The organism is Streptosporangium roseum DSM 43021, from assembly GCF_000024865.1.
Taxonomy (GTDB): Bacteria; Actinomycetota; Actinomycetes; order Streptosporangiales; family Streptosporangiaceae; genus Streptosporangium; species Streptosporangium roseum.
The window spans coordinates 2959743-2975846 of the sequence record NC_013595.1 but is presented as its reverse complement, the minus strand read 5'-3'; the positions used below and the strand labels follow the sequence as shown (position 1 = coordinate 2975846).

The window sequence follows — 16104 nt, the reverse complement described above, 5'->3', positions numbered from 1 at the left end:
ATTTGTACTGAAACGTCCCTACCCAGCTATGCGCCGCTTATGTTGACACTGTCACAGTGACAGTGTCACTATCGAGACATGGAATGGACCATCGGTGAACTGGCGGAGCGGGCCTCCGCGGCGCTGACCCCCACCGCCCAGCTCAACGGGCGGGTGAGGGACGTGCCCAACGAGCGCCTCATCCGGTGGTACGCCACGATCGGCCTGCTGGACCCCCCGTCGGCCCGCCGCGGCCGCGTCGCCATGTACGGCAGGCGCCACCTGCTCCAGCTCATCGCCGTCAAGCGCCGCCAGGCCGACGGCCGGACCATCGCCGAGATCCAGGCCGAGCTGACCGGCGCCACCGACCAGGTCCTGGAGTCCATCGCCCGCCTCCCGGAGCCCCCTGCCGAGAAAACCGCCCCCAGGACCGCACGCCCGCGCTTCTGGGCCGAACCGCCCGCCGCGCCCGCCCCGGCCTCCGCCACACCGGAGGCCGGCCCCGCCGCCCCGAAGCCCGCCCCGCCGCCGGCCGCCCCACGGCCCGCCCCTCCCGGCCGGGCGGCGCCCCGACCGGCCGCCTCCCGACCGGCCGCACCGCGATCACCGGCCCCCCGGCCGGCCACCCCGCCGCCCCACGAGCCGCCCCACCCACCGCCCGCCGCGATCGTTCACGGCGTACGGCTGGCGACGGGCGTGACGCTGCTGCTCGACGGCGGCGGCCGCGCCCCCGCACCCGACGACCTCGCCGAGATCACCGCCGCCTCCGAGGCGCTCCTCTCGGTCCTGCGCCACCACGACCTCGCCCCTCCGGAAGGGAAGCTGCCATGATTACCTCGATCGCAACGCTACGACCGGAGGAGTGCGAGCCGGTCCCGGACGCGGGGCTGGGAGCCCTCGTCACCGAGCGCGGCAACCTGCCGCTGGAGAGCGTGGACGTCACCGCCGCCGTGTCCGGCCTGATCGCCGGGGTGGAGGTGGTCCAGGGCTTCCGCAACCCGCACGACGTGGCGCTTGAGGCGACCTACGTCTTCCCGCTGCCCGACCGGGCCGCCGTGACCGCCTTCAAAATGGAGGCCGACGGACGGGTCATCGAGGGGGTCCTCAAGGAGCGCGGCCAGGCCAGGGCCGACTACGACCGGGCGCTCGCCGAGGGCAGGCGGGCCGCGATCGCCGAGGAGGACCGGCCCGACGTCTTCACCATCAGGGTCGGCAACATCGTGCCGGGCGAGCGGGTCACCGTGCACCTCACGCTCAACCAGCCGCTCCCCTACGAGGACGGCGCGGCGACCTTCCGCTTCCCGCTGGTCGTCGCCCCCCGCTACATCCCCGGCACCCTGCTCGACGGCGAGCAGGCCGGCGACGGCTGGGCTCCGGACACCGAGGCGGTCCCGGACGCCTCCCGGATCACTCCCCCGGTGCTGCTGCCCGGCTTCCCCGACCCGGTACGGCTCTCGCTCGCGGTCGCCGTCGACCCGGCAGGGCTGGAGCTGCGCGAGGTCCGTTCCAGCCTGCACGTGGTCCGGGAGGAGGGGGACACGGTCCGCCTCCAGCCGGGTGAGCGGCTGGACCGCGACTTCATCCTGCGCCTGTCCTTCGACGCCTCCACCTCGCTGGCGCTGGTCCCCGACGCGGACGACGGCGACGAGGGCACGTTCGCGCTGACCGTCGTCCCCGACCCGGCGCCGGCCACCGCCAACGCCAAGGACGTCGTGCTGGTGCTGGACCGTTCGGGCAGCATGACCGGCTGGAAGATGGTCGCCGCCCGGCGTGCCGCCGCGAGGATCGTCGACACGCTCACCGGAGGCGACCGGTTCGCGGTGCTCTCCTTCGACGGCGTGGTGGAACAGCCCGAGGGGCTCGGCGAGGGGCTCTCCGAGGCGTCCGACCGCAACCGCTACCGGGCGGTGGAGCACCTGGCCCGGCTGGAGGCGCGTGGCGGCACCGAGATGCTGGCCCCGCTGGAGCAGGCCGTCGCGCTGCTCTCCGAGTCCGGCAGGGACCGGGTCCTGGTGCTCGTCACCGACGGGCAGGTCGGCAACGAGGACCAGATCCTGGAGCGGATCGGCGCCCGGCTGGCCGGGGTGCGGGTGCACACGGTCGGCATCGACCGGGCGGTCAACGCCGGGTTCCTCGGCAGGCTGGCCGGCCTGGGCTCGGGCCGGTGCGAGCTGGTGGAGTCGGAGGACCGCCTGGACGAGGCGATGGAGCACATCCACCGCAGGATCGGCGCCCCCCTGGTCACCGACCTGTCCCTCAAGGCCGACGGGCTCGACCTGGTCCCCGGCACGGTCAGCCATCTCGGCTCGATCTACGCGGGCGTGCCGCTCACCGTCCTGGGACGGTACCGGGGGGCCTCCGGCGGGGCGCTGGCCGTACACGGCCTGGACTCCACCGGGCAGCCGTGGGAGCGGCGGGTCGCCGGGGCGCGCGTGGACGGCCGCGCGATGCGCCCGATCTGGGCGCGGGCCCGGCTGCGCGCCCTGGAGGACCGCTACGCCGCCGGTGACCACTCGCTGGAGGAGGAGATCGTCGGCGTCTCGCTCAGGTACGGCGTGCTCTGCCGGTTCACCGCGTTCGTCGCGATCGACAGCAGGGTGGTCGCCGAGGGCGGGCCGGGACATCACGTCATCCAGCCGGTGGAGCTGCCCGGCGGCTGGGAGAGCCCGGTCGCGGCGGCGCCGATGATGATGCTGTCCGCGATGGCCCAGCCGCCGGCGGGCGCGCCCATGGCCCCCCCGGGGCTCGCGGCCCCCGGCGCGGCGCCGAAGTTCGCGGCCAGCGGGATGGGCGGCGCGCCGAGGGAGATGGCGGCCGACAGCCTCGCCCCGCGTGGCGCGATGATGTCGCCCCGCCCCGCGCCGGCGGCGGCCGTACCGCCGAGGGAGCTGCCCCGGGCCGAGCTCACCGAGGAGCTGAGGCGGCTGCGCGCCGCCGAGTCCCTCGGCCCCGCCGACCGGCTGCGCCACCTTCAGGACCTGGGCAGCCGGCTCGCGGCCCTGGCCGTCTACCTGGGCGGTCACGCGGAGCTTGAGGCCCTGGCCAGGGACCTGCAGACGAGTGGCGACGTGGACGCGCTGTGGCGCCGGGCCGTCGAGGGGCTGGAGGCACTGAGCCGGTCCGGGGGGCGTCGCCCGTTCTGGAAGAAGTGAAGCATGACCGGGGGGGTCAAACCGTGTCGATCATGGGGTGACTCCCCAGGTCAGGTCGGCTAAAGTGCCGGAATGACCAGCCCGATCTTCGCCCTTTGCGATGAATATGTCACCCGTTCGGCGGCACTCGACCCGGTCGGCGCCGGGATGATCGGCATCGACGTCGAATTCGCCCCGGCCACCGACTACGGCCCGGACGGCATCGCCGCCCGGGCCGCCCTGATCAGCGACACGCTGGGCAGGCTCGCCTCCCTGCCGCCGCGGGGGGAGGCGGACGTGCGGGCCGCCGCGCACCTGCGGGAGCGCCTTGAGGCCGAGCTCGCCTGGCACGAGATCGGCGAGCCGTTCCGCGCGGTGCAGGCGCCGTTCGGGCTGATCACCGACCTGCGCGACAGCGTGGACCTGCTGCCGCACGGCACCGACGACGAGTGGCGGGACGTGGCGGCCCGGCTGGCCGCCGTTCCGGAGATGCTGGACGGCTGGCGGGCGAGCCTGGAGGCCGGTCTCGCCCAGGGCATGCCGGCGGCCCGCCGCCAGGCGCTGGAACTGGCCGTGCAGACCGCTCTCTTCGCGAGCGACGGCACCCACCGGGCTCTCGTGACGAGCTACGGCGACGGCCCGCTCCGGTCCGAGTTGGAGCGGGGCGCCGAGGCGGCGCACGCCGGATACGCCGAGGCCACCCGCTACCTGCGGGAGGAGTACGCCCCCCGGGCGGCCCAGGAGGACGCGGTCGGCGCCGAGCGCTACGCGGTGGGCGCCCGGCTCAACCTGGGCGCCGACATCGACCTGGTGGACGCCTACCAGTGGGGCTGGGCCGAGCTGGGCCGCATCGGGGCCGAGCTGGCCGCCGAGGCGCAGCGGGTACGGCCGGGCGCCTCGGTGGAGGAGGCGACCGCGATCCTCAACGAGACGCAGTACGTCGACAGCGTGGACGCCTACCGGGGCTGGCTGCAGGAGCGTCACGACCAGGCGGTCGAGCAGTTGCACGGCACCCACTTCGACATCGCCGAGCCGCTGCGCCGGGTGGACGTCACGCTGGCCCTGGGCTCGACCTCGGGCGCGGCCTACTACACCTCGCCGAGTGAGGACCTGTCGCGGCCGGGCCGCACGTGGTGGCCGGTGGGCGGCGACCGGGGGCGGTTCGAGACCTGGAACGAGCTGACCACCGTCTTCCACGAGGGCGTGCCCGGCCACCACCTCCAGCTCGGGGCCACCCGCGTGGCCGGGGACAGCCTGTCGCGCTTCGGCAGGAACTCCTGGGTGAGCGGGCACGGCGAGGGCTGGGCGCTGTACGCCGAGCGGCTGGCCGACGAGCTGGGCTGGTTCACCGAGCCGGGCACCCGGCTGGGCATGCTCGGCGCGTCGGCGCTGCGGGCCGCCCGGGTGGTCATCGACATCGGCGTCCACCTGGACCTGCCGCTGCCCGACGGCTCGAAGTGGACCTTCGACAAGGCGTGCGAGGTGCTGCGCGACCAGGGCCGCTGCGAGCCGCACCGGGTCCACGCCGAGGTGGTCCGCTACTTCGGCTGGCCGGGCCAGGCCCCCTCCTACAAGCTGGGCGAGCGCGCCTGGCTGGCCGCCCGCGAGGAGGCCCGGCAGCGCCTGGGCGCGGCCTTCGACCTGCGGCGCTGGCACACCGCGGCCCTGGAGCTCGGCCCGGTGGGCCTGTCCGGCCTGGCCGAGGCCCTGCGCCGGATCGGCTGACCGGCGCGGCCCGGACGGATCGCGGGACCCGCCACGGCGGGTCCCGCGACCGGCGTCACGACGGGCCGGCCGAGCTCACCGTGGGGTCCCGCGACCGGTGTCGCGACGGGCCCCGCAGCCGACCTCACAGCCGGTCCCGCGACCGGTGTCGCGACGGGCCCCGCGGCCGAGCCCACCGCGGGTCCGCCGCCGCCCTTGGCCGGGGCCGATACGGCGAACAATGACATAAAGTAGCGAAATGGTAATTCTGGACGGCGGACTGGCCACCCATCTGGAGGCGCTCGGCGCCGACCTGCGGGACGAGCTCTGGTCGGCGAAACTCCTGCTGGAGAACCCTTCGGTGATCAGGCAGGCGCATCTCGACTACTTCACCGCCGGGGCCGAGGTGGCGACCACGGCGAGTTACCAGGCGAGCATCCCGGCGTTCGTGCGGCGGGGCCTGAGCGCGCGCGAGGCCGAGGAGCTGATCGTGCTGTCGGTGCGCCTGGCCGCGGAGGCCCGGGACTCCCACGGCACGGGCACGGTGGCCGCGAGCGTCGGGCCGTACGGGGCCTACCTGGCCAACGGCGCCGAGTACACCGGCGACTACGACCTCGACGAGGACGGCCTGGCCGACTGGCACCGGGACCGCTGGCACATCCTGGCCGGCAGCGGGGCCGACCTGCTGGCCTGCGAGACCATCCCGTCCTACGCCGAGGCCAGGGCGCTGGGCCGGCTGCTCGCCGAGACCCCCGGGACCCGGGCGTGGGTGAGCTTCTCCTGCCGCGACGGCGAGCACATCAGCGACGGCACCCCGCTCAAGGACGCCGCCGCCCTGTTCGCCGGCAACCCGCAGGTGATCGCCGTCGGCGTCAACTGCACGGCTCCGCGCCACATCACCAGCCTCATCGGCCGGATCGAGGGCAAGCCGGTGATGGTCTATCCGAACTCCGGCGAGACCTGGGACGCCGCGAACCGCCGCTGGCTCGGGCTGGCCGATCCGGCCGAGTTCGGCGCGGCGGCGGCCGGGTGGCACGCCGCAGGCTCCGCCTTCGTCGGCGGCTGCTGCCGTACCACCCCCGAGCACATCCGCCAGATCGGCGAGCACCTTAAGGCCGGCTGAGCGACCCCGGCCGCCCGGGACCGCTGATCAGTCGAGGTGGAACACCTCGGCGAGCGTCGCCATGCCCTCGTCCGGGCGGCCGTCCAGGCCCTCGAAGAACGGCGCCATCTCCGCCTGCCACCGCGCGTTGACCCCGGTCGCGGCCATCCCGCCAGGGCGGCCTCGAAGTCCTCGGTCTCCAGGTAGCCGACGAGGAGCCCGTCGTCCCGTACGGACAGCGAGTAGTCGCGCCAGCCGCTGGCCCGCAGGGCGTCGAGCCAACCGACCCGAAACCACCGAGCCCTGGAGTTGACATGGCTGACATGATCGTGCCCGACCCCGTCACGCGGGACATTCTCGCGGCCTTCGAAAACGTGCGCTACCAGCTGTTCGGGCGCCTGGAGGGCCTGACCGACGCCGAGTACCACTGGGAGCCGGTCGGCGACTGCATCGGCATCCGCCCCGGCGACGACGGCCTCTTCCGCGTCGCCACGCTCTTTCCGGAATCGAGTCCGGAGGCGCCGGACCCCGTCACGACGATCGCCTGGCGCATCTGGCACATCGGCAACCTCTGCCTGCGAGGCTACGTGATCTACCTCTTCGACGACGTTCCCGACTACGGCGACCGCGATGTGTGGCCGGGCACCGCCAAAGAGGGCATCCAGGCGCTCGCCGAGGACTGGGAGCACTTCATCTCCCGGATCGCAGCCCTCGGCGACAAGCGCCTGTTGGCGCCGATAGGCATGGGCCCCGGCGGTTGGGCCGATGAGACCTATCTGAAGCTCGCGCTGCACGCTCTGAAAGAGGTCACACATCACGGCGGCGAGATCGGCCTGCTGCGCGACCTGTACCTGCGCGAAGGCGTCTGATTTCGGCGGTGGGCGACCTTGTCCGGCGGCCGTGTGCCGCCGGACAACGGCCGGGGTCGGCGGCTGTCTCCTTCCTCCCGGTCTACTCATCGGCCGGGGTGACGATCCGGACCAGGGCATCGTCACCGGCCTCCGCCAGGCGGCCGGCCATCTGCCTCCACGCCGCATCCAGCGCCAGCAACTTGGTGTCCAGGTGCGCCTCGATCGGGTCGGTCAGCGAGAGCGAGGCGAGCCCGTCCTCGCTGATCGCCTCCCACGCCGGGCCGTCCAGCAGATGGGCGCGTGGGTCGGCCCAGCGCGGCGACGGCGCGGCGAACACATCCCGCACCTGCAGCGCCCGAAACAGCCCCTCCAACACGCACACCACATAGGCGTCACGATCCACCGCCCCCTCCGGCAGGTCGGGGTTGGCGAAGACCGGCCGTTTCCACGCTGCCGTCACCAGCGAGGCGTCGATCGGATGACACATCGCCCCGCGGACATGATCAAGCGGTGAGCGCCATCGCAGCCGCTCGACGTAGTGGGGTGATCCCAAGCCGGGTTGTCAGTGGCGCCCGCGACCGTGTGCTGCATGGGTGAGCTGATCGAGCGGGTGGATGAACAGGACCGCGTGCTGGAAGTCGTGGAGCGCGCAGGGGCGGTGCGTCGGCAGTGGATGCATCGGATCGCGACGACGATCTGCCGCGATCCGATGGGGCAGATCCTCGTGCTGCGCCGAGCCGAGGGGCATGTTCGCTTTCCCGGCCACCATGACGTGATGGTCGGCGGCGCCGTGGCTGTAGGCGAATCGTATGAGGACGCGGCGGCCCGCGAACTGGTCGAGGAACTGGGCGCGGGCGTCCCGGTCCGCTTTTTGTTCAAGTTCCTGTGCCAGGACGGGATCAGCCCTGTCTGGTTCGGGGTGCACGAGGCCTTGATCGCCGAGCCATTCGTGACCAGCTCCGCCACAGGCCGCTGCCTCAACCCGCTCGCCAGTTGGAAGCGTGCCGGAGGTGTCCTTGCCCTCCACGTAGGCCAGCACGTGCAGGCGCTTGCGGGCGAACCGCTCGGCCATCAGCCGCAGGAAGCCGGCCACGGCGCCGCGGCTGGGAATCTCGGCAAAGATCGCCCGTTCAGGGCTGGTGGCATGGGCGTTACCGGCACCCCGAATCACACAACGTAACCGCAACTACTCAGCGTTACTTTGCGGCTGGTGACACCGACCCGAGCGGAGGCCTGAACAAAGGATCGGCGCCGCCGCCACCCGGGCGGCGGGCGGTCAGGCCTGACCACCGTAGAGCCGGGCCACTTCGTGGAAGGCTGCTTTCGGTTCCCAGCGATACGATCCCGCCGTGTCGTCCTGGATGACTTTGACGAGGCCGTAGCCCGCCATGTCGAGATCGTGCCGGGGATCGGCGGAGTGTGGGTGGTGTGGCTCGATGAACTCGAACACGTACGCGCCCTGCACGTTCTCCTCCTCGTAGATCCCGATCAGTTCGGCGATCTCATCGGCCTGGACTCGCTCGTTCCTGACCCACGAGCCGTTGATGACCGGCGTGGACCCGCTGCGATCGATGATCGCGTGGCTGGAGGGGCCCTTCTCTGCGGCGCCGTCGTAGCCGCCGCAGCCGAACTCGACGATGACCACAGGCTTGCCGTACCGGTGGAAGCTGCGCAGGTTCTTGACGTATCGGGAACGGTTGTACGGCATGCGGTAGTAGTCCAGGCCCACGACATCGAACGGTGTCCAGTCCACCCCCTCCCACAATCCCGAGCCGTAGGTGATACGGCCCCCGAAAGCGGACCTGGCGACTGCGGCGGCCCTACCCAGGAGACGGTTCAGCTTCCTGTTGAACCATGGGAACAGCGGCCAGTACAGCGGGGAGGCCAGCTTGGCGCTTCTGTCCTCGTGGGAGGCGCCGGGCATGATGCCCGCGGAGAAGACGGTGAGCTCACAGCCCACGTTGAGGTCGATCGCCTCATACTCCTTCCTGAGGAGTTCGGCGGCTTCGGCCGTTCGCGCCAAATGGTCCAGCATCTCCTGCGGACCGGCGTCGATCAGCCGGGGTTGCAGCCATACGTGCAGCCCGCTCTCCAGCGCGACCGTTGCGGTCTGAACGAGCCGGTCGAGGTCGGTGCCGTAGATACCGACGGAATTGGCGTGCAGTTGGTCACGGATGGCCCGGATCTCCTGCCGCATCAGATCGGGCCGCCACACTCCCCGGGACAGGACGCCATCGGGAAGATAGTCCGTACCGACGTCGTAGTTGACGCCTTTGTGGGTCAGGCCCATGAGAATGTCCCTACTTCCGGGTGGCACGGTCGAAAAGGGTGATCAGCTCGATGGCATAGGCGGTGAGATCGACGGTGGGGTCCACCGCCCACCGGCTGAGCGCCCCGATGAGTGCCTGGCCGACGGTCACGGCGACCACCTGGGGATCGAAGTCCCGAAACTCGCCGTCATCCAGGCCCTGGCGCAGGATGTCGGTCAGCAGCGTGATGACCGATTCGTCGGTGGTCGTCGCGAAGCGCGGCGTGCCGTCGGCTGCGCGGTGGCTGCCGACGATGTCTCCCACCGCCAGCACACGAGAGCGGTGCGACCGCAGGTAGTCGAGGTTGGACTGAATATAGGCCCGGAGCCTGCCTGCTGCGGTCGTCTCGGTTTCGAGTCGCGCCTCGATGAACGCCCACGTGTCGTCGTAGATCTGCTTGACCACCTGTTCCAGCAGCTCATCCTTACCGGCGAAGTGGTAGGAGATCACGCTCTTGCTGATCTGAGCGTGCTGCGCGATCCGGGACAGCGATGCTTGCGCGTAACCGATGCTCGCCACCGTCTCGATGGCGGCGTCGATGATCTGTCTCCGGCGGGCCTCTTCGATGATGGGATTTCGTTTTCGGCCGATCGGCCTACTCTCAGACTGCATGGACTTATGTTAGGCCGATCGGCCTGATTTCACAACGAGCCGCGCCGCCGGCCAGTCGCGCGCTCCCTCTCCTGCGCTGCTTCTTGTGAACTGCTTGCCGCCGGAGCTGGTCCGGCGGTGCGGCCATTAGCGCTGATAACGATCTTGATTTGCTGTAGTAGTGCGGGTACGGCCGGAGTACGCCAGAAACACACCGCACGGCGTATGCGCCCGGCGTCGGCGCTTGCGACGTCGGCGGCCCGCTCAGCCACAGCCCTGTCCTGGCCCACGAGTACGGCATCCCGGCCGTCCTCGGCACCGGCGCGGCGACCGAGCGGCTGCGCGACGGGCAGCGGATCGTCGTGGACGGCGGGGATGAGGCGGCGCGGTGCGTTTCTGCCGCATTCCGGCCGCACCCCATACAGGCTTTAGTCCACGTCGACGTGGTCGAGGAACCGGAGGAGGTGTGAGAGCACCCGGATGCAGGCGGCGATCTCGGTGTCGCTCAGATCGCCGCCGGCTTGGCGTAGCACCGCGCGCTCGCGGTCGATCACGGCGATGATGGCGGCCCGGCCCTCCTCGGTCAGCCGGATGAGCGAGGACCTCTTGTGCGCCGGGTTGGGGACGAACTCAACCAGGTTCCGCGCGGCGGCGTCGTTGATCATGCGCTGCACGAACTGGCGACTCAGCGCCTGGGCCCGGCCCATCTGGGGGACGGTCATGGGCCCGTGCTCGCAGAGCATGTTGAGCACAGCCCGTACGCCGACGGACAACCCCTCGATGGGCGCGTCCTGCTCCACCTTGCGCTGGGCGCGCCGGTACAACGGCCCCACCAGGTCGAATACCTCGGCGAGCCGGTCGGCCGGCTCATTGGGCGCCGGGTTGTGGTCTTTTTCGGTCACCTCACCATGATGACACCTGGGTTGTCATCTTTGGTCGATAATGACACCCTGGTTGTCATGAATGACCTGTTCTGGCTCGACACCGGCACCGGCCGGCCCCTCGTCCTGCTGCACGGCGGCTTCCTGGACCACGGCATGTGGGAGGACCAGATTCCCTTCCTCGCCTCCCGGTACCGCGTCATCACACCCGATGCCCGTGGTCACGGCCGGTCCGCCAACGCCACCGAGCCGTTCCGGCCCACCGACGACCTCGCCGCCCTGCTGCGTCACCTCGGCACCGGCCCCGCGATCCTGGTGGGGATCTCCATGGGGGCAAGCGTCGCGGTCGACACAGCGCTTGAGCACCCGGAACTGGTCAGCGCCGTGGTCGTCAGCGGCGCCGGGACCAGCGAGCCGTACTTCACCGACCCCTGGACCATCCAGACCATGACCGCGTGGCACTCGGCGATGGCCGTCGGCGACCTGGACGCCTCGGTCGAGGCGTTCACGCTCTTCGCCGCGGGCCCGTACCGCACCCTCGACGATCTCGACCCGGGGGTCGTCGCCCACCTGCGCCGGATGACCAGGGACACCATGTCCAAGCACACCGCCGGCGAACCCAACCTGCTCCTCCAGGTACGCGACACCTGGGAGCGCGTCGCCAAGATCGATGTCCCCCTGCTGGCGGTCAACGGCTCCGCCGACTCGCCCGACCACATCGGCATGGCCGAACGCCTCGCCCGCACCGTCGCCAACGGCCGAGCGATCCCGGTCGACGGGACCGCCCACTACCCCAACATGGAGCGCCCGGACGTCTTCAACGAGATCCTCGAAGGCTTCCTGCGCACCCTGTGACCCCACGGGCGGTGGCCACCGCCCGCACTCTCAGCTTGGTCTGCCCCCAGCCTCTGTTCACGAGCAGGCTGAGCACCTTGGCCGCGCCGCCCGCCGCCGCCGCCGCGAGCGCAGCCGGCCCGCACGCTCACCGCTTCGTGACGCATAACCAAGATCAATCTCAGCGATAACCACTGTCCACAGGTTCCGCAACCCTGAAGGTGGCACGCAGCTTCGGGCGGGCGCTGCGGGTGCTCGCGGCCTGGGGTGTCGTCAAGGGTCGTGTCACCAGGTAGACGCGATCGTGTTGACCCTGGTGACACGACCCTTGACGACACCCCCCATCCCGCGCACCCGGCTGGACAAGCTGTTCACCGACGGCCGGTACGGCCTGCGCGAACGGGTCCTGTGGCGAATGCTCTACGAAACAGGTACTTGGTCTGCCCTCCATATCCGCCCGATTTTCCGCGAGTACTACGGGGACCCCGTGCGCCAGGCACCGACCTGACGCGGGCGGCTAGGCGGCTTGGAGTTGTGGGTAGTCCGGGAGCCGCCAGTCTCCACCGCGGTCCTCTTTGGAGAAACGCGCCACAAGGTCGGGGATGTGTAGCGCGGTGGCCAGCCCGGTGACGGTGAGGAAGGCGTCGATCGCGCGCTGGGTCATGGGCATGCCCAACCGTAGGAGGCGCGGGTTGACTTGGCCTTGGATCTCCTCGGCGAAGGGTCGCAGCATCGTGTCATAGTTCGCCAGCGCCGTCGGCAGGTCATCGGGGTGCTGGTTGATCTCTCCGGCCAGGACGTAGGCGCCTACCAGGCCGCCGGAGACGCCCATGCCGCTATAGGGGGAGGCGCAGTGGGCGGCGTCACCGACCAGGACCACGCGGCCCTTGGACCAGGTGTCGATGCGGACCTGGACGATCTCTTGGGAGTAGAAGAACGGGCTGGTCTTCATGCCGTCGATGAAGCGCTCGGTCTGCCATCCGGCGCCGGCGAACCTGCCGGCCCAGAACTCCTGCTGGCGCTCGATGGGCTCGCGGTGAATCGCTGAAGCCTCCTCGGAGTCTTCCCTCATCACGAAGTAGACCTGCGTCTCGCTCGGATTGTGGCTGCGGCGCATGATCTGGCGCCCGCCCGGGACCATGTAGGTGTCCCGGATGTTGCCGTCGGAAGCGATGCGCGAGACGAACCAGTAGGCCATGTGGATGCCGACCCGCCAATACGGGTCGAATCCCTCAGAGAGGATCGCCCGCCGCAGTCGCGATCCCTGCCCGTCCGCGCCGACCAGGAGATCGAATTCCTCCGATGATCTGTCGGAAAAGTACGCGACGACCTGGTGTTCATCCTGATCGAAGCCGTCCACGCTCTTGCCGAAGACGTACTCCACGTTGTCCTTCGTCGCGTCGTTGAGAATGCGCACCAGGTCACCGCGCATGATCTCGTACTCCGACGTCAGGGTCTGGCGGCCCTGCCCGGAGGTGTTGGCCATGATCGTCGCCCTGGCCCTGCCGGCGGCGTTCACGAACGCGACGCCCGCCTCGTTCACGAGTTTGCTCCGGACGGCGCCCATGAGTCCCATGCGCTCGATCGCCTCGATGCCCTGGCCGCGCAGGTCGACCTGGGCGCCTGTGGCCCGCAGCGCCGGGAAGCGCTCGACGACCTTCACCCGGTGACCGCCACGGGCAAGCCAGTAGGCCAGCGCCTGCCCGGCGATCCCGCCGCCGCAGATGAGGATCTTCAAGGAGCGGGTTCCCGATGCGAGAGCCATGTCATCGACCTCCTTATCTATCACTGATAGGTTCATTCACCAGGGAACTCTATCGGTGATAGTTTGTCAAAGGTGGTGAAAGTGAATCGAGAGACCGTCATCGCCCAGGCGCTGGACCTCCTCGACGAGGTCGGCCTGGACGCCATCAGCACCAGGCAGTTGGCCAGACGCCTGGACGTGGAGCAGCCATCGCTCTACTGGCACTTCCGGAATAAGAAGGAACTCCTCAGCGCCATGGCCGAGACCGCCATGGCGCCGCACGCCACAGCACCGCTACCGGCCCCCGGCCAGGACTGGCGGGAATGGTTCCTGGACAACACGCGCAGCTTCCGGCGCACCCTGCTGATGCGCCGTGACGGCGCACGCCTGCACTCCGGATCCGGTCCCGGCCCGGCCGACCTCGACCGGATCGCCCGCAAGATGGCCTTCCTGACCGCCTCCGGCCTGCCCGAGAAGGACGCCCAGATGGCAATGCTGGCCGCCAGCCGCTTCACCGTCGGCAGTGTCCTGGAAGAACAAGCCGACACCGACCTCAGTACGGCCCGCCCGGCTAACATCCCGACGATCGACCACCAAGCGGCTTTCGAGGCCGGACTGGCCCTCATCCTCGATGGCCTGGCCCATCGCGCCGAGCACGCTCAGGAATCGACCAGGACCCTTCCCGATCCCGACCGGATCAACTGACAGACTCTGGCACACACTTTGAGGCTGGGGACACGTTCGGGAGCGGAGGGCCCTGTCTGGGTGCCGCCGGCGAATGGGTCGATCGCAACGGCACCAGCGAAAAGCAGAGCGTGTGGGTGGCCTGTACCGCGTGCGCCGGGACCGGGCGCAGATGACCGATCCGATCACCTGCCCCGAATGCGACGGCGACGGCAGCCGGCGCCTGGGCCGGCTGCGCATCACCTGCACCTTCTGCGGCGGCCTGGGCCAGGTCGGCGGCGACCACGAGCCCGCTGAACGCGGCGAGGGCGAGCTTCCGCCGCGTCCCCCGGCCTGGGAACACCGCATCCGGCCCGAGCCCGCCGTCGCCGCCGCCCTGGCCTGCCGCTACTGCCTGGATTCGGGGACGGTCGCCCACCTGAACGAGACCGCGCGCACTCTGGTCACCGTGCCGTGCCGGTGCCGCGCCTCGGGCGATCCGCCGCCGCGGCCAGGCGCGGGAGGACTTCGTGCTGGAGACCGTCTACTGGGTGCCGACCGTCGCCGGCCGGTGATCGGGAGGAGTGCCCGCTGCCGCCGAGACGCCGTTCTGACTGGGTGTGGGGCCCACTGATGGGCCCCGGTACCTCAGCCGCCGACACCCTGGTCAGCATGGGTGTCGGCGGATTCACCCAACGGTCGCAAACCCCCGGCAGGTCGGGCAGGGCGAAGGAGTAGCGGCCCAGCATGTGCACGTGGGCGTGGATGAAGGGCGAAAGGCGGGCCACGTCTTCATCGCGGACGGTGAAGCCCTGGACGCGCAGCTTGGTCAGGGCGGCGTCCATGTAGCGGGTGTTGAACAGCACCACGGCGTTGAGGACCAGGCCGAGCGCGCCGAGCTGGTCTCCCATGCCTTCGGAGTAGCGCTGGTGGAGGTGGCCGCGTTTGCCGTGGAAGATTCGCCAGGCCAGTGCGTGACGGCCTTCCTGCGGGTTGGGTTTGGCATCACGAGGCTGCTGAACTTCGACCTGCTGCCGCGTATCAAGCGGATCAACAAGGTGAAGCTGTACCGGCCGGTGGCCGGCGAGCCGGACGCCTACCCACAGCTGACCCCGGCGCTGACCCGTCCGATCCGCTGGGAACTCATCGCCCAGCAGTACGACCAGATGATCAAGTACGCCACCGCGATCCGGACCCGTACCGCGTCCACCGAGGCGATCTTGCGGCGCTTCACCCGCAACGCCTCCCATCCCACCTACGCGGCGATGCTGGAGGTCGGCCGCGCCCAGAAGACTATCTTCGTGGCCCGCTACCTGCGGCTGCGGGAGATCGAGGAGGGCCTGAACGTGATGGAGTCCTCTAACGGCGCGAACTCCGTGATCGCGTACGGCAAGGGCGGGGAGATCGCCTCAACCTCGCCGCGACCTCCGTACCGGGCCCCGGGCCCCCGCCGGCCAGACCACGCGATCCACCGTGGAGAACGTATGAGCCTGCGCCTGTACGGCACTGCGCGCGGGCTGCGCCGGCGTCTCGCACGGCGCGACCCCGACATGTGGCTGCCCCGGGCCCGTGCCTGGGCCACCGTGCTGACCTCGCCCGCGTGGTGGCGCCTGCCGGACGATGACCGAGAGGCCCACCCGTCCGGGGTCGAACCCGCCTTCTGGACCAACCGCCAGGTCCGCCGGAGCGGTCTGTGCACGTCGTGCCGGATGCGCGAGAGCGAGCCCGACATCCTCATTCTGCGACGGTGGCCGGTGCTCGGCCGCCTGACACGTGGCCGCGGAATCAACGGTCAGCGCTGGAAGCGGTAGCGGATCTGGCTGTACGTCTCGCCCTTGCCGAAAGCGAATCCGACCTCCGGATCGATGCGGTACAGCAGAACCTTGCCGGAGCGGATGGCATCACCGAGGCCATACCAGGTGCCGTCCGAGCTGGTCAGGAGGTCGCCGTACTTGCTCTCGTAGGCGTCGGCGGTGGTGCTGCGTTCAGCCGGGTCGCACACCAACTCGGCACGTCCCTCGATGGTGATGTCGATACCGTCGAGGACGTTCGTGCCGGTCGTCATGACGCAGTGGTCGTTGGTGCGGAGGTTACGCGCCTTGCGCTCTTGGTCGCCGGTAGCGAAGTACAGGGCGCCGCCGGTCCAGACGGCCAGCAACGGTGTCACGTGGGGTCGGCCGTCGGGGCGGACGGTGGACAGCCAGAACAGTCGCGCCTGCTCCAGCTCACGCAGTGCGATCGGCCAGGGGATCACGTCGGCGCCGGAGTCGCTGAAGGGGCCGATCTCGGCGACCGGGTCACAGTCGGACATGGAA

Annotated in this window: 17 protein-coding genes and 3 pseudogenes; 12 read left to right on the top strand and 8 right to left on the bottom strand. The window is 70.4% G+C overall.

The genetic code is table 11. The features are described from left to right. Positions 1–78: 78 nt before the first annotated feature. The 4 genes from SROS_RS48600 to mmuM all read left to right on the top strand — a co-directional run bounded on the left by SROS_RS48600 (position 79) and on the right by mmuM (position 5937). Positions 79–810, top strand: a complete 732-nt coding sequence (locus tag SROS_RS48600; protein ID WP_012889448.1) for a MerR family transcriptional regulator — start codon at positions 79–81, stop codon at positions 808–810. Next, positions 807–3131 carry a VIT domain-containing protein gene (locus SROS_RS13275; RefSeq protein WP_012889447.1) on the top strand — a complete coding sequence of 775 codons (2325 nt, stop codon included), beginning with the start codon at positions 807–809 and terminating at the stop codon, positions 3129–3131. Before SROS_RS48600 ends, SROS_RS13275 begins: the two co-directional genes overlap by 4 nt. Before the next feature lie 72 nt (positions 3132–3203). Then, positions 3204–4835, top strand: coding sequence for a DUF885 domain-containing protein (locus SROS_RS13270; RefSeq protein ID WP_012889446.1), 1632 nt, complete (start codon positions 3204–3206; stop codon positions 4833–4835). A gap of 238 nt (positions 4836–5073) precedes the next feature. Then, entirely contained in the window at positions 5074–5937 is an 864-nt protein-coding gene (gene mmuM, locus SROS_RS13265) for a homocysteine S-methyltransferase (RefSeq protein WP_012889445.1), read from the top strand. 27 nt (positions 5938–5964) lie between these two features. Here the strand turns inward: mmuM and SROS_RS54405 are convergent, their stop codons facing one another. Continuing rightward, entirely contained in the window at positions 5965–6084 is a 120-nt protein-coding gene (locus SROS_RS54405; RefSeq protein WP_245564627.1) for an L-rhamnose mutarotase, read from the bottom strand. A 146-nt stretch (positions 6085–6230) separates the two neighbouring features. On the opposite strand from SROS_RS54405, the gene SROS_RS13255 reads away from it, so the two are divergent. After that, positions 6231–6785, top strand: coding sequence for a DinB family protein (locus SROS_RS13255; RefSeq protein WP_012889444.1), 555 nt, complete (start codon positions 6231–6233; stop codon positions 6783–6785). A gap of 82 nt (positions 6786–6867) precedes the next feature. On the opposite strand, the gene SROS_RS13250 is transcribed toward SROS_RS13255, so the two are convergent. Further along, a complete protein-coding gene (locus SROS_RS13250; RefSeq protein ID WP_043651956.1) occupies positions 6868–7254 on the bottom strand; it encodes a hypothetical protein in 387 nt (128 codons plus the stop codon). Between the two features lie 102 nt (positions 7255–7356). Here SROS_RS13250 and SROS_RS52115 point away from each other — a divergent pair, with 102 nt between their 5' ends. Further along, positions 7357–7947, top strand: a complete 591-nt coding sequence (locus SROS_RS52115; protein ID WP_012889443.1) for an NUDIX domain-containing protein — start codon at positions 7357–7359, stop codon at positions 7945–7947. Positions 7948–8043: 96 nt separating this feature from the next. Here SROS_RS52115 and SROS_RS13240 read toward each other — a convergent pair whose 3' ends face one another. Next, a complete protein-coding gene (locus SROS_RS13240; RefSeq protein ID WP_012889442.1) occupies positions 8044–9057 on the bottom strand; it encodes a glycoside hydrolase family 113 protein in 1014 nt (337 codons plus the stop codon). 10 nt (positions 9058–9067) lie between these two features. Continuing rightward, the gene (locus SROS_RS13235) at positions 9068–9688 is read right to left on the bottom strand and encodes a TetR/AcrR family transcriptional regulator (RefSeq protein WP_012889441.1); all 621 of its coding nucleotides are present in this window, start codon (positions 9686–9688) and stop codon (positions 9068–9070) included. A 236-nt stretch (positions 9689–9924) separates the two neighbouring features. Between SROS_RS13235 and SROS_RS54400 the strand changes: the two are divergent. After that, positions 9925–10137, top strand: a pseudogene (locus SROS_RS54400) (PEP-utilizing enzyme); the annotation flags it as partial. On the opposite strand, the gene SROS_RS13230 reads toward SROS_RS54400, so the two are convergent. Further along, entirely contained in the window at positions 10096–10569 is a 474-nt protein-coding gene (locus tag SROS_RS13230; protein WP_012889440.1) for a MarR family winged helix-turn-helix transcriptional regulator, read from the bottom strand. The pseudogene SROS_RS54400 and the gene SROS_RS13230 sit on opposite strands and share 42 nt — an antisense overlap. 57 nt (positions 10570–10626) lie before the next feature. Between SROS_RS13230 and SROS_RS13225 the strand changes: the two genes are divergently transcribed. Beyond that, entirely contained in the window at positions 10627–11403 is a 777-nt protein-coding gene (locus SROS_RS13225) for an alpha/beta fold hydrolase (protein ID WP_012889439.1), read from the top strand. Between the two features lie 307 nt (positions 11404–11710). Next, entirely contained in the window at positions 11711–11890 is a 180-nt protein-coding gene (locus SROS_RS49510) for a hypothetical protein (protein WP_148269070.1), read from the top strand. A gap of 9 nt (positions 11891–11899) precedes the next feature. On the opposite strand, the gene SROS_RS13220 is transcribed toward SROS_RS49510, so the two are convergent. Next, positions 11900–13147, bottom strand: a complete 1248-nt coding sequence (locus SROS_RS13220; RefSeq protein WP_012889437.1) for an FAD-dependent monooxygenase — start codon at positions 13145–13147, stop codon at positions 11900–11902. An 81-nt stretch (positions 13148–13228) separates the two neighbouring features. On the opposite strand from SROS_RS13220, the gene SROS_RS13215 reads away from it, so the two are divergent. After that, entirely contained in the window at positions 13229–13831 is a 603-nt protein-coding gene (locus SROS_RS13215) for a TetR/AcrR family transcriptional regulator C-terminal domain-containing protein (RefSeq protein WP_012889436.1), read from the top strand. A 112-nt stretch (positions 13832–13943) separates the two neighbouring features. Continuing rightward, the gene (locus SROS_RS52865; RefSeq protein ID WP_043651950.1) at positions 13944–14423 is read left to right on the top strand and encodes a hypothetical protein; all 480 of its coding nucleotides are present in this window, start codon (positions 13944–13946) and stop codon (positions 14421–14423) included. Between the two features lie 79 nt (positions 14424–14502). Here SROS_RS52865 and SROS_RS52860 read toward each other — a convergent pair. Then, positions 14503–14784: pseudogene (locus SROS_RS52860) on the bottom strand (Tn3 family transposase); the annotation flags it as partial. On the opposite strand from SROS_RS52860, the pseudogene SROS_RS49505 reads away from it, so the two are divergent. Next, positions 14782–15201: pseudogene (locus SROS_RS49505) on the top strand (Tn3 family transposase); the annotation flags it as partial. The pseudogenes SROS_RS52860 and SROS_RS49505 overlap by 3 nt on opposite strands. A gap of 380 nt (positions 15202–15581) precedes the next feature. Here SROS_RS49505 and SROS_RS13195 read toward each other — a convergent pair. Continuing rightward, positions 15582–16100, bottom strand: a complete 519-nt coding sequence (locus tag SROS_RS13195) for a pyridoxamine 5'-phosphate oxidase family protein (protein ID WP_012889435.1) — start codon at positions 16098–16100, stop codon at positions 15582–15584. Between the last annotated feature and the right edge of the window lie 4 nt (positions 16101–16104).